The 13,450-nt window shown below is 58.6% G+C and carries 11 protein-coding genes; 6 read left to right on the top strand and 5 right to left on the bottom strand.

The window, feature by feature from the left end:
* From B3X29_RS10115 to B3X29_RS10095, 5 genes are all read right to left on the bottom strand, one after another.
* Positions 1-623, bottom strand: a 623-nt coding sequence (locus tag B3X29_RS10115; RefSeq protein ID WP_290531428.1) for a retention module-containing protein, incomplete at its 3' end; no start/stop codon positions are given.
* 275 nt (positions 624-898) lie between these two features.
* A complete protein-coding gene (locus B3X29_RS10110; RefSeq protein ID WP_236560462.1) occupies positions 899-1,198 on the bottom strand; it encodes a tryptophan synthase subunit beta in 300 nt (99 codons plus the stop codon).
* Between the two features lie 68 nt (positions 1,199-1,266).
* Positions 1,267-3,213, bottom strand: a complete 1,947-nt coding sequence (lapD, locus tag B3X29_RS10105; RefSeq protein ID WP_103180594.1) for a cyclic di-GMP receptor LapD — start codon at positions 3,211-3,213, stop codon at positions 1,267-1,269.
* A 9-nt stretch (positions 3,214-3,222) separates the two neighbouring features.
* A complete protein-coding gene (gene lapG / locus B3X29_RS10100) occupies positions 3,223-3,915 on the bottom strand; it encodes a cysteine protease LapG (protein ID WP_103180595.1) in 693 nt (230 codons plus the stop codon).
* A gap of 8 nt (positions 3,916-3,923) precedes the next feature.
* The gene (locus B3X29_RS10095; protein ID WP_156654984.1) at positions 3,924-5,585 is read right to left on the bottom strand and encodes a Mur ligase; all 1,662 of its coding nucleotides are present in this window, start codon (positions 5,583-5,585) and stop codon (positions 3,924-3,926) included.
* A gap of 115 nt (positions 5,586-5,700) precedes the next feature.
* Between B3X29_RS10095 and B3X29_RS10090 the strand changes: the two genes are divergently transcribed.
* From B3X29_RS10090 to ypdK, 6 genes are all read left to right on the top strand, one after another.
* The gene (locus B3X29_RS10090) at positions 5,701-6,579 is read left to right on the top strand and encodes an alpha/beta hydrolase family protein (protein WP_236560463.1); all 879 of its coding nucleotides are present in this window, start codon (positions 5,701-5,703) and stop codon (positions 6,577-6,579) included.
* A gap of 24 nt (positions 6,580-6,603) precedes the next feature.
* Entirely contained in the window at positions 6,604-9,936 is a 3,333-nt protein-coding gene (locus tag B3X29_RS10085; protein WP_159339642.1) for a CapA family protein, read from the top strand.
* 94 nt (positions 9,937-10,030) lie between these two features.
* Positions 10,031-10,375, top strand: coding sequence for a hypothetical protein (locus B3X29_RS10080; protein WP_159339643.1), 345 nt, complete (start codon positions 10,031-10,033; stop codon positions 10,373-10,375).
* Positions 10,372-11,814 carry a hypothetical protein gene (locus B3X29_RS10075; RefSeq protein WP_159339644.1) on the top strand — a complete coding sequence of 481 codons (1,443 nt, stop codon included), beginning with the start codon at positions 10,372-10,374 and terminating at the stop codon, positions 11,812-11,814. The genes B3X29_RS10080 and B3X29_RS10075 overlap by 4 nt, the downstream gene beginning before the upstream one ends.
* Positions 11,815-12,064: 250 nt before the next feature.
* Complete coding sequence (gene lpxP / locus B3X29_RS10070; RefSeq protein WP_103180605.1) at positions 12,065-12,985, top strand: kdo(2)-lipid IV(A) palmitoleoyltransferase; 921 nt, start codon at positions 12,065-12,067, stop codon at positions 12,983-12,985.
* 349 nt (positions 12,986-13,334) lie between these two features.
* Complete coding sequence (ypdK, locus tag B3X29_RS22585) at positions 13,335-13,415, top strand: membrane protein YpdK (protein ID WP_197080173.1); 81 nt, start codon at positions 13,335-13,337, stop codon at positions 13,413-13,415.
* The last annotated feature ends 35 nt before the right edge of the window (positions 13,416-13,450 follow it).

Genomic DNA, 13,450 nt, shown 5'->3' with positions numbered 1-13,450 from the left:
GCATCAGCATCGGCATCCGCGTCGGCATCGGCATCGGAATCCGCGTCAGCGTCAGCGTCCGAATCGGCATCTGCATCCGCGTCGGCATCCGCATCCGCATCCGCGTCAGCATCCGCATCAGCATCTGAATCATCAATATCGAGCAGCGTTAATTCTTCCGGGGGCTCATCATCGGGGAAATCCAGGCCGATCGTTGGGTAACCCGCAGTGGGATCAACAATTTCGCCGGTAAGATCGAGCACGACGTGGGTATGTGACCCGCCGCCGCTGCCGCCTGGCTCGCCGCCAGAATTACCGGATTGCGGACCAGCTGCTGTCGCTTCCAGGGTTTGCGTCGGGTCCTGCCCGTCGGCAATAGCCTGCTGGATGGCTGCCACGTCCTGCTGCTGGGTCGCCGTGGCCTCTGCCACTATATGCCCTGAGCTGTCCCACTGACTGTCACGCCCCACATCCAGTTGTTTGCCATCCGGCAAAGATAAGGTAATTGCGCCAGCCGCTCCCGTCTGGACGTGTTCTCCTTCGAGAACGCGGTCGCCTTCGGTCAGCAAACGCTTACTGCCGTCAGGGCTGACGGCAAATACCTGCCCGATTACTGCTTTGACAATCCCGGATACGCCACTCATATATTGTCTCCCTCAATCTTTTTCTTGCCCAATTCATCCATTTGTCAGGCTTAGAATGCTAAAAGAGTATTTAATCTGTATTAGTAATATGCTGTGCAACTATGACTACAATACGCCTTTATGCACCAGATTTATTGATGCAGATACGGATCAGGGCGCTATATTAATAGATGCCATGAATAAACAGGAAACTAAAAAGATCTGTACTATCAAAATAGGGAGCCAGGGAAATATCCCCCTATTAATTGTTGATTAATCCCGGTACGCAAAAGAGGCTAAATAAGCCCCTCGTCCTCATCCGCGATTAACCCTTCCAGACCACTCAGCGAGCGACGCGCCTGCGCACGGCTGGTGAGTTTGGCCTGTGCGGCAGGCGGCAGGTCAGTAATGGTGATAACCCCTTTACTCATCAGAACCTCGATCAGATCCTCAAGCACACGCACCATCTCAAGGTCGCTTTGCCGCAGCTGATACAGCGTGGCTTCGCGGATATCACGCTGGCGCAACCACTCGTCAATCTCGGGCGTACAGAGATCGTGCTGTTCTGTCATTGCGGAAAAAGGTGTCAATTCCATCCGAATTATTCGTCTTTCCCTATCGCGTTCTACGTAATACATATTCAGCCTCTGTATAACCTGTGAGGTTAATTTCCACCCAGCGTACTGGCATCAGCAAAATAGCGCCCCATTGCGCCATACAGCCCCATTTTTTCGAGGATCGCCAGTTCGCCTGCCGTTTCCACTCGCTCGGCAATTAAAGGAAGATTTATCTGACGGGCGGCCCAGTAAATAGCCTCAATAAACAGTTTTTTATCGTCCTCGCTGTCTATATCGCGAATATAACTGCCATCAACCTTAATCCAGGCCAGACCCCATTGCGGCAAATTGCCGATAAGGTGGAAGCGTCCGCCAAAGTGCTGGATCCCCAGACGACACCCCAACGCCTTCAGGCGGCTGACCAGAACATTCACCCTCTCGACATCGGGCAGCTCATTCTCATCCAGCTCAAACGTCAGCCAGGTTGCCAGCTGCGGCGCGCTTTTCAGCGGCTGCAACAGGGCATTCAGGCTCTGGTCATCCGCGACGCTGGCCCCGCTGATGCTCAGCGCCAGCGGACGCGGTGATTTTGCCAGCTCACTTAGGGTCTGCTGGAGCATCACAATGTCCATGCGGCGGCTGAGATTGAGCCGGTGGATCCACGGCATAAAGCGTCCGGCAGGCACCAGCTCCCCCTCCGGGGTTTTAATTCGCGCGAGGATCTTATGATGCAGCACCTCACGCGCGCTGTTGCAGGCGTAGACCGGCTGTGAAAAGAGCGCAAAGTCGCCGCTTGTCAGCACCGCGTCCAGACGGGTGTACCAGCTGTGATGATCGTCTTCGCTCTCGGTGGCCGATGCGGTATCGGGCGTCGCAAAGATGCGCATTTCGGTTTCGGCTCTTGCCAGCGCCTGATCCGCCTGAGCCAGTACTGCCTGGGGCGTATCGCCTGGGTTAAACGGCACCAGGGCAAAATGCGCCACCGGCGTCACGTCGCTCATGCCCATCTCAGACAGCGCCTTCAGCTGGGTGCTGAGGGTGTTGCGCAGATTATCGAGCTCCTGGCCCAGGATCTGCGGGGCGATAATGGCAAACTCCCCGCCGCGCACGCGGGCTACAAACCCCTCGTTGTGGAAATAGTTGCGCTGCAGGCCGCTCAGAATATCCGCCACGGCCACCAGCAGCTGATCGGATTTCGCCCCACCCAGACGGTGGTTAAGCCCCATCAGATCCTGCACCCGCAGCAGCATAATGTGGCCGGCGGCGTTCTCTTCATCACTCAGGCGTGACTGGAGCTGCATATCAAACGCCCGGCGGTTGCTCAGGCCGGTCAGGCTGTCGTGATAGGCCTCCTGGCGCAGCGCTTCGGTACGCCGGGCCTGCTCGCTGAATAACACCTTGAGCTGGGTCACCATCATGTTGGTGGCGTCCACCACCCGGCGCAGCTCAGGCGTTTTTGGCAGCGCCTGTATATTAAGAAACTCGCGGCGGCAGATGGCCATCGCCTGTCCGGCAATATAGTTAAGCGGGCGCAGAATGCGGTTCAACAGCAGGGTGGCTGCCAGCACAAACAGCAGGCTACAGCCGATCAGCCACAAAAAGCTGGCAACGATACTGTTCCACAGGCGGGCCAGGGCGAACATCGGATGGCTGACCACTTCTACCCGGGCAACCTGCGTCCAGCCCCGCATCACAATGGCATCGCCTTCGCCTGGGCTGAGGTTCACCAGCCGCACAAACCAGTGCGGTACACGGGTGCTCTGGGGTACGTCGCTGCGCTCGATAATCGGTTTATTGGTTTTAATGTCGATCACGCGAATGCGATAGAAATAGCCGCTGTCGAAGATGGAGTTCACCATCAGCTCGGTCATGGCCGGATCGTCGATATGGGTGGTCAGCGACACCCCCAGCGCCGTCGCCGCGTCCTGCGCGTGGGCGCTAAGCTGATTGCGGTACTGCTCCCGTGAGCTTTCCAGGGTAACGAAAAAGTTGCCGCAGAAAATGACGAGCGTAAATAAACAGATGCCAATCAGTAGCTGTTTATAAAGAGACATGGCCCTATCCTATTCATGAATTACAAATCCTTCTGCACGCATACGGGTGAGAAGATCCTGCCAGCGGGAGAGCCGTTTGCTGTCACCCACGCGTTTGTTGCCGCCAGATTGCGGCAGCCACAGCCCTTCGCCGTTAAACGCATACACCGGAAGCAGATCGGTACGCTGTGTAGCAGGCAAGATGGCGGTTTTCAGGTTATCCAGAACCAGTGGGATCGCCGTGGGGGTGGAATACCATGTCACCACCATGTGCGCCTGATTCAGTTCGAGTGCTTTAACATAGGTAATACGTAACTGGTTCGCCGGCACGCCCATTTCGCGCAGGGTGAAATATTTCGCCAGCGCAAAGTCCTCGCAGTCCCCTGCCCCCTGACGTAAAAACTCAATTGGCGTTGCCCAGTAATCCTGCTGCTTCCAGACGACGATATCATCGCGAAACGCCATCCGGGCGTTAAAAAACTGGTTAACCCGGTTTAAGGTGTCATGGATCGTGCCCTGCGACGGCTGTTTAAGCAACGCTGCCCACTCATCAATCCGCTGCCGGGCGGCGGGGGTAGCCGGGCCATACAGCCGTTCGGTACGGGTGCTGATGGCGCTGAAATCCCACCCGGCGCCGAGTCCGGGGGAGATAACCAGCAGCAGCACCAGCCAGAGCGACAGCCAGCGTCGACAGCTCACCAGAAGAGAAGGATAAAGCCGCATGACGTAACTTACTGCTCGCCTGACCGGGCCAGCCAGCGCTTACGGTACGCGACATAGCCGGAAAGGTAGTGTTCAACATCGTCGATTCGCACGCGATAGCTGTGGTGACGAATAAAAAAGCTGCCGACGATGCGCGGCGGGTTTTTAAAGAACATCGCCAGTTCCGGCCAGAAAAAGCCGTTTGCCAGATAGCGGGCGCGGCTCTCCAGCGCCTGGTTGAACACCGCCATGTCGAAGCCCGCCAGCAGATGTTTATGCGGCGATGTCTCAAGCCGCGCGATCATCCGTGAGGCCGCCATCATCAACTCAAGCAGCGTAGGATAAGTGGTGACGCGGTTCTGAACGAAGTCGAGATGATCGCGCACGTTATCCAGCCCAAACTGGTAATAGCGCTCCAGCGGCTGGTAGCACGTCAGCTCGTTGACGCAGTAGCTGAGCCAGTGATCGTGTGCCTGCCAGTGCTTCTGCACAATAAAATGATCCATCGCCCGTTCGACCATTGCCAGCCAGCGCGGCGCTTTAGTCAGTCCGTAAAGACGCATCAGCGCAAACGCCGCCTCACCGTCGTAATAGATAATGCGGTGCGCCGCCTTCAGCGACAGATCCCCTGCGTTCAGCACGTGAACAAACCCCCCCGTCTGTGGATCCTGCATAAAGCCGATCCCGTTCGCCAGCCGCGCCATCGGTTCCAGATACCGATCATCACCGGTCAGCTCGCTGTATTTCGCCATCGCCAGAATACACACCGCATTGCCGCCAAGCTTAATCTCATCCCCGGTATCGACCAGGAAATCGGCGTCGCTGCCGTCCGGTAGCCGGTAAGTACGAATAAAGCTGGCGCAGAGGTCGTTGAGTGCCCGCTCGATTGCCGCGAACTGTTCAGGCTGCTGCGTCACTTCCCATCCTTCGAGCAGTGCATAGGTGGAGCTGGCGTGGCGCAAGGCGTTATAGGTGGGAATGGCGCGGTCGAAACAGGGGAACCAGCCGTACTGATAGCGCCCGGAGGGGGCGATCTGCCGGGCAAGGTAGTCGGTGGCGGAGGCGATCATCGGCTCAAGCGCCGTCGCCTGCCAGTCGGGTAGCTGGCGGTAGCCGCTGTTACGCCCGGTCGATTCGATGGGTAACAACTGCTCGCCGTCGCAAAACAGCGCCCGGGTGGTGAAGCGCCAGAGCGTCTGGTCAGGCTCCTCCGGCCAGCTCAGCACAGCGCCGAAGCGACGGCGGGAAAAATGGGCCAGATTAGTGGCATTGGGCGTGGCAACGCCGTGATCGCCATGATAGAGCAGCGCGTTGGCGGCAATCTCCTGCTCCAGCATCGCGTAGCGAAACGCTGGGTCCAGGCTGATGCCGAAGCGAAAATAGTTGCGTTTGGTCTTGGCTAAACGGGCTTGCAGGTTATCCCAGCGCAGGGCCTGCACCTGATCCACAAGGTCAACGCGCAGCCAGCAAACCACCGCCCCACTCTTTTGCTGCCACTGCAGCAGCGCCTCTACGCCCTGCTGCCAGGCCTGATCGAAGCTGTCGCCAGAGCCCTGCACAATATGCGCACGGCTTTGACCATCGGAAGCACTAAAAAAGATCGCCCAGGCGGGGCAAATCGGCGGTTTGGGCGCGACGTCCAGCAATTCCATCGCCGGGCGGGTTTGCGCCAGTAATTGGCTGAGCGGCATTTTTACTCCTGATAACGCCTGAAGAAACCCTGTCAGAAAAATCCTAACCAGATAATACCATTATGTATGACAAGTTGTGTATTCTGTATATCTATGTTTCTTCCGGGGCAGTATTGTGAGTCGATGTTTCGCGGTAGGGAGCCTGCTGCTGGTGAGCCTGTATGCATACGCTGAAATGCCGCTGCTGTGGAACCAACCGGCCTCCCGGGAGCACTGCCCGGTCGGCGACGAGGCCGTGTGGGTACACTACCCTCAAGGCAACGCCTGTATGCGCTATTTCAGCGCCGGAAATCTCCAGGCTGCCCCGCTGGCGGTGGTGATGTTAAAAGGCGACCGCGTCTCGCAGATAAAGCGTCCACCCGAAACCATTCCCGGTAACACCGCCGCCGACCAACGCCGTCAGGCCCGGGCGATCCTACGCCAGACCGGGTTGCCGACCATTATTATCGCCCGCCCCGGCACCTACGGCTCCAGCGGCAACCATTACCGCCGTCGTCAGGCGGAAGAGTTCCAGGCTATCGATGCCGCCCTCAATGCTATCAAGGCCCGCTATGGTATCCAGCGCTTTATTCTCAGCGGACACAGCGGAGGCGCCACCGCCGCTTCGGCGCTGTTGACTACCGGCCGCCGGGACATCGCCTGCGCGGTGCTTACTTCCGGCGCCTGGGGAATACTCGAGCGGGCGCAGCGCCTGCGTCAGCAGCGTGGCGAAGCCCCGGCGCCTGCACTGGACGGCACCGGCCTCCCTCACCCGTGGGATCCCCTCGACCACATCAGCGGGATCGCCGCCGATCCCTTCCGGTTGATCCTGGTGATCGGCAACCCGCAGGATCGCAATACGCCGTTCGATCTGCAGGCGCGATTCGCGGATGCGCTGCGGGAACATGGCCACCGGGTAGAACTGCTCGAACGCCCCGCCAGACCGCCGCAATTTCATAATTTGACGGGGAATGCCGGTATCAACGCCATTCGCCTTTGTCCGCTACGCGGATAAGCCCAAAAAAGCAGGAATAAAAATATGCGCCAGAAACCGCCCCGTCAGCCACGCGCAGAGACGCAAGCCCCGGGATGGACCGCTGCCGAACTCGAAAAACTACCCGGTAGCGTCTGGTACAATCGCCCGGATGCAGGCTGGTGCGCCACTGACATTGTCCTTTTTCATGATAAGGCGCAGCCTGGCCATCCCTGTCTGTTTGTCGCCATCGATCCCGACACCTGGCACAAGGGCTCCGGCAACACCGGAGTTTACGCTGGCTGGGATGATACTCATCTTTCGCTTTCCCGCCACGCCTCTCGTTACTGCGGGGCCATCGTCCAGCGACGCCTTGAAGATCTCCCGCCAGACTTCCCTCAACTGGTGGTGGGCAACAGCTATCAGGCCCTGCTTTGGCTTGCAGAAGAAGCCCGGCGGCGACTGGACGGTAAGCTGGTGGCGATCACCGGTACGGTAGGCAAAACCTCGACCAAAGAGATGCTCAACAGCATCCTGACAAAGCATATGTCGGTAGTGGCGAGCCGCGGAAACCATAACACCCGCACGGGGGCCTCCATCACGCTGGCGCGTGCAGTCTGCAATCCGCAGGCGGTGGTGCTGGAGGTGGCGATCTCTGCTCTGTGGATGCGCAACGGCGGGATCGGCCCGCGTATCAAACCGCATATCGTCATTATTACCGAGATCGGCCTCACCCAGGTGGGCAGGAGCGTGACCTCTCTCGACGATGTGGCCCGCTTTAAAGCGCGCATCAGTCACGGTCTTATTCCGGGTGGTTACGCCATTTTAAACCGTGATATGGCCAGCTATGACACCGTGGCTGCGAGCGTCACCCGTGACGGTGCCCGCATCATCAGCTACGGGTTTGATGCCGACGCCGACGTGCGGATCACGGCGTTTACCCAGAATGCCAACGGGAGCCTGATCACGCTCAGCCTCCGTCAGCAGAGCCTGAATTACCGGCTGGCTGTGCCGGGCAAAGGCGCCGCGCTTAACTCGGTGGCCTCGCTTATCGCCGCCGATCTGCTCGGGGTGAGCCTGGCGGAGATCGTGGCCAGCCTCGAAACCTGGCGCAGCGATGATCAACATATGGGCATTTCCGCGCTGCCGCTGCCGGGCGGCGGGGCTGTCACCCTGATTGACGACAGTTATAACGCCGAATACCTCTCGATGCTCAACGCGTTTGAGGTGGCCGCTCAGCGAGCGCAGGAAGGGGGCGGCCGTGTGATCGCCCTGCTGGGGCGGATCATCAACCTCGGGGATCGGTCCGCCGCCATCCACCGCTCGCTGGCGCAGCCCCTGCTGGCGGCTGGCTGTCAGCAGGCATTTCTGCACGGTGACGAGATGTATGCCCTGCTCGACACCCTGCCGGAGGAGGTTCGTGGCGGTCATTTCAGTACCGCAGAGGCGCTGGTGGAAGCCGCTGTGCCAGCGTTGCGCGACGGCGATATCGTGCTGGTCAAAGGGAGCGTGCGTAATTCCGACTTCAGGCGGGTTGTCGGCCTGTTGAAGCGCCGACTTACCGCGTCGCCAGCCCTGGCAAAAGGGCAAATCGCCCGCCTGCTGATGAATCTTACCACCGGCGAAACCCGGCTGTCTGAGCAGGGTGACAGCGCGTTTGCCCCCACGTACTTGAGCCAGCTGCTGCTGGCCGTCTGCCTGGCAGAACGGCTGCTGGCGAAAAAAATAGACCTTGATACGCCTGTTGAGATGCATGGCATCGCTGCCCACGTTCTGCAGGGCAATCCGGCTCTTGGCCTGCAACGGGGGTGCACGGCAACCGTGAAATCGCTGGTGCAGGGGATGCTCATCCACAACGCCTGCGACGCCGCCATTCATCTGGCGGAAACGCTGGCCGGCAGCAGCGCGGAGGCGTTGAAGGCGCTGCGCAGCCTTGTCGACCAGCTGGAGATGCGCCACACCCATATCAATAACGTCTCCGGTCGGCCCCGCCCCGGCCAGCGCACCACGCTTACGGATATCGCCAGGCTGATGCACCATTTCCAGCTGCGCTACCCGCACTGGCTTACGTGGCTGGGTGAGCACGAGGCGGCCATCGGCGAGCGGGTCTACCGTAAAAGCGGCAACCTGCACAGCAACGGCAGCGCATGGGGACAATTCTGCGCCGGACGCTGGGGCGTTGCGTTGCAGTGGATCGCAGGCGAACTCTGGCTGGCCTGCGCTGCCGGGGCGGATGACGCCTTTCATCTCGACTATCTGCTGGATGGGCTCCTGGCCGGAGTGGATGGCGCAGAGCCCGCACCGGTGCCCGTCGAACGGCACATCGACAAACCTGTGGCGACCCTCACCTTGTTGGGCGACACCTACTTTGGGGAGTGGTATACCCGTAAGCGCCAGGCGCGGGGTCTGGATGATGCCCTGCAACGTTACGGCTACGATCACAGCTTTCTGGGCATCGCCCCCCTGCTGCGCGGTAGCGACTTCACTCTTGCCAACTTTGAGACGGCCCTCGCCACCGATCTGCGCGCCAGTCTGGAAGGGCGAAAGCCGTTCTGCCTGACCGGGGATCCGGTCGCCTCGGTTACCGCGCTGCGTAAACAGGGTATCGACGCGGTGGCCCTTGGCAATAATCACGCCATGGATGCCGGAGTGCCGGGGCTGGAGAGCACCCTGGCGGCGTTTGGCGGCGGCGGCATTGCCTGCATCGGCGCCGGACGCAATGCGCAGCAGGCCCACGCTCCGCTGGTGCTGACGGTGGGCGACAGACAGTACAAGATTTTCAGCGCCTACTGGTACCGACGCTACATGGAGCAGGATTGCGCCTTTTATGCCCGCCCACGTCGGGCAGGGGTCGCCTGCCTGAGCGGCGGCCTGGCTGAACAGCTGCGTCTGGAGAAAGCACGCCCCCGGCCAGCCACCACTATCGTGCTCGCTCACTGGGGGCTAGATTACCAGTGGACAACGGTGGGACAGCGGGCGCTGGCGCAGCGTCTCTGCGAGGCCGGAGCCGACCTGATTATCGGCTCCGGGCCGCACATGGCAGGCGAGGCGGTAAAACAGGGCGAAAGTCTGGTGGTCTACAGCATCGGCAATGGGGTGTTTAACAGTAACGGTGAATACCAGTCGCGTGGCGTGCCGCCGTATGGCTTTGTCGTCCGCCTGCTGCTTGGCAATCCGCAGCCGCAGATCGCGCTTCTGCCGATCCTGACCGACAATAAACAGACTTTCTGGCAGCCCCGCCCGGTGACCGGGGCGGAATTCTCAGATCTGATCGCGCAGCTTACCGCGCAGGGCATGCCCATTACCCAGGAAGAGACGTCCGATGCGGGCTGGCGCGCCGTCAGTGAGGAGGGTGAATGCAGGCTGATCATGCCGCTGGCGCACCTGGCCGGGAGGTAAGCAGAATTTTTAAGCGATACAACTACCTGAATTAAAATTCCCGATTACATTTAAAAGACGTCACTCCGCTGTGCGACAGAGTCAGGACAAACTGATGAGCGTGCTACTGCAAAAAATGCCCCGCTGCGGGGTGGTGTTGTTAACGCTGCTTCTGAGCGTAAGCGGTTGTGCTAGCCATGATAAGAATCCCAGCCGGGCGCGTGTAGCGCCGAAATATGTTCGCCCTGCGCCTGTGCAGCCCGCGTATAGCGCACCTGAATCGTTCCTGAACGCGCCAGAAGCGTCCCCTGCGCCGCCCGTAAGAGTAAAAAAACGGCCTCAGGATAAAGCCGCCGAACCGCCCGCGCCCCGGGTCATACCGGTGCTGGATAACTCGTTGCCGGAGCAGATCTGGCAACCTGCGATCACCCGTCAGACCAGCCTGGAGCTAAAATCATGACGGAACGCGCTCTCGGTGAACTGGAAAACCGGGCCGATATCAAGCGCCCCACGCTGCCGCTGTGGCAAAACGCAGTGGTTATTCTTCTCACCCTCACCTATCTCATCTGCGAGCTGGCCTTTAACTCGCGCCTGCTCGACCTGGTGGGAAGTCTCTCCACCCCCGACGATATCCACAGTATGGAGCGCTATGGTCGGGCTTTAACCGCTATCGCCGCCGCGCTGTTGATGTTCCAGCTGGTGCTGGCAGCGAACGCCTGGCTGAAAAAACGCGGCATTGCCTTTCCCGCCCCCTGGGTGGCAGGCATGGTGTTCTCGCTCTGTCTGCTCACCGGCGTGGTGACATGGCAAACGGTGGAGCGGGTAATTGAGCGCCAGGTCGCCCAAAGTACCGGCGAGTTTCGCCAGAAGTCGATGCTGGCGCAGCTCTATCAGCAGTCTTTAATTGACGGGCACCAGACGCTGGAGGGGATCCCGCTTGATGACGATGGCAGTCAGCGCGAAACCTGGACCAGCCCATCCGGGAAAGCGTTTCTGGCGATGCTGCCGCTACTTATGAGTTCGGTCAGCCGCTATCACGAACTGCTTGAGCGAGAGGCGGCGCAAAACCTGCGCGACAGCATCAGCGTTCAGGAGGGCGGGCTCCTCGGCTATTACAAACTCTGGCTGGCCGCGCGCGCAGAGATTTATCAGGACTATCTCGACTATACCAGCGTTACGCAGAAAAATGGGCTCTATCATGGGGTGACAATCCCGGCCCGCCTCGACTGGGAGACATTTTTTATGCTGGACCCGGTGCAGAAAAGGCTGCGGGAAAAGCTGGCCCTGCCGCTGCAAACCCGGGTGCAGCCTGAATATCCGAAAGAGGACGCCCTGAAACAGTTCGCCCTGGCGCTGCAGGCTCCCCATCTTGACTACGCCGTGCAACAGCAACTCCCCCGCCTGCAGGCTGCGCTGGCCAGCTACGGCACGGGCGGAGCAAATGAAAAACGGGGCGAGGATGCGGCGCGGGCGGTGATTGTTCCTCCCATTGCGCTGATGTTCTCCCTGCTCGGCGCCCTCACCCACCTGGCAAAACTGCTCTATCTGCTGCTTCTGCCGTTAAGTTCCGCCCTGCTCTCTGTTACCGCCTGGCGGCCCGTTCGCCTGCTTAACCGCCATCCGCTGATCTTCCCGGTGCTGTTAATCTGCCTGCTGCTCGGCCTGTGCAGCGTGACCAATAACAGTATTACGGCTTCTCCGGCCTATCAGTCGCTGCGGCACGCATTGCAGGGAGCGGAAGTGGCGATCACCAATACCCCCTCACCCCTCAGCGGCGGCACGCTGTTGCGGGCGATCCATACGGTCAGCATCGGGCAGAGTTACAGCTATCCGCTGAATCATGCCATACGCCAGAACGTGCTGTTCGGCTTTGATTTTGGATATGGAAAGCCTGACTAATCGCGTTTGAATGTGGATAAAAATAGCCCCGGTTTGAGCCCTTTTGTGGGTTATTTTTTGCGCAAAAAGTAGTGTTAGCAGTTAAGATATATCAGTGCTACATTACGCCGCCCAGCGCCGACAGCCTTTTTTCAGACCTTGGGCATATACGGTAATCACCATGAACCAATAGTATTAACGCAGGTCTTAATAGCATTCCGGCGTAGCGCCAGTCTGGGGCTACCAATATACTCTCCATAAAGGTCGTTTTATCTTGTCTCAATGCAAATTCACGCGCACGCTTCTGCACCCGCGTTACTGGTTTACATGGTTTGGTCTGGGTGTCCTCTGGCTGCTCGTGCAACTTCCTTATCCGGCGCTACGCTGGCTCGGTGCCAGCCTCGGAAGTCTTTCGCGTCGTTTTCTGAAGCGCCGTGAATCTATCGCTCGCAGGAACCTCGAACTCTGTTTTCCGGCGCTCTCCCCTGAAGAGCGTGATCATCTCATTAGTGAAAATTTTAAATCTATCGGCATGGCGTTACTGGAAACGGGGATGGCCTGGTTCTGGCCGGACTCGCGGGTACGTAAGTGGTTTGACGTTGAAGGCCTGGAAAATTTGCAGCGCGCGCAGGCAAAAAACTGCGGGGTGATGGTGATCGGCGTTCACTTTACGTCGCTGGAGCTGGGTGGCCGGGTGATGGGGTTGTGCCAGCCGATGATGGCCACTTATCGTCCACATAACAGCGCCCTGATGGAGTGGGTGCAGACGTGCGGGCGCATGCGTTCAAATAAGGCGATGATCAGCCGCAATAATTTACGCGGGCTGGTCAGCGCCCTGAAAAAAGGCGAAGCGGTCTGGTTTGCTCCGGACCAGGACTATGGCCGCAATGGCAGCAGCTTCGCCCCCTTCTTCGCGGTAAAGGAGGTGGCCACCACTAACGGCACATTTGTGATTCACCGTCTTTCAAAGTCGGTGATGCTGACGGTCACCATGGTCAGAAAAGACGATAAAAGCGGTTATCGCCTGTTTATCATGCCGGAGATGGAGAACTATCCTCAGGAAGAGGCGGCCGCCGCGGCTTACATCAACAGGGTGATCGAGAGCGAGATCATGCGTGCGCCGGAACAGTATTTATGGGTGCATCGCCGTTTTAAAACGCGTCCTGTGGGGCACGCTTCCCTCTATCTTTAACCCCGTTGAAGGTTAGTTTCTTTTAGAAACTAACCTTTTCAATCACCTGTAATCACTCAGGTTTATCGTTAGCACGCTATCTTGCCGAACGACAATTTATTACCCGCCGAAATTAAACTGTCGCCGTTCCACGACACTCGTAAGTCGTGGAAATTATTTAGAAAAATGCCTCTTGTCACTCCTGAAATTTAAGCGTACATTAGCGCCGTCTGGCTACCTGAAAGCACAGAATTCTGAGCTGGAGTCGTCGCTGAAACGGGATAATTCTCATTTCCGCCCCGGCCTGACTTCACCTCTCTATACTCAGTTGGACTCTATTTTTATTGCGTATCACGAAATACGCGGAGCGATGAACGTGAAATATTTCTTTATGGGTTTTTCAGTGATTTTGTTCGCATGGGTCGGTACGTTTGCCCTGATGATGAACTGAGCAAAGAAAATGTAGTCAAAAAAACAGGCGCCCAA

This window comes from Leclercia sp. UBA5076 (genome assembly GCF_002416465.1).
Classification (GTDB): domain Bacteria; phylum Pseudomonadota; class Gammaproteobacteria; order Enterobacterales; family Enterobacteriaceae; genus Enterobacter.
This window is presented reverse-complemented; position numbering and strand designations above follow the sequence as displayed.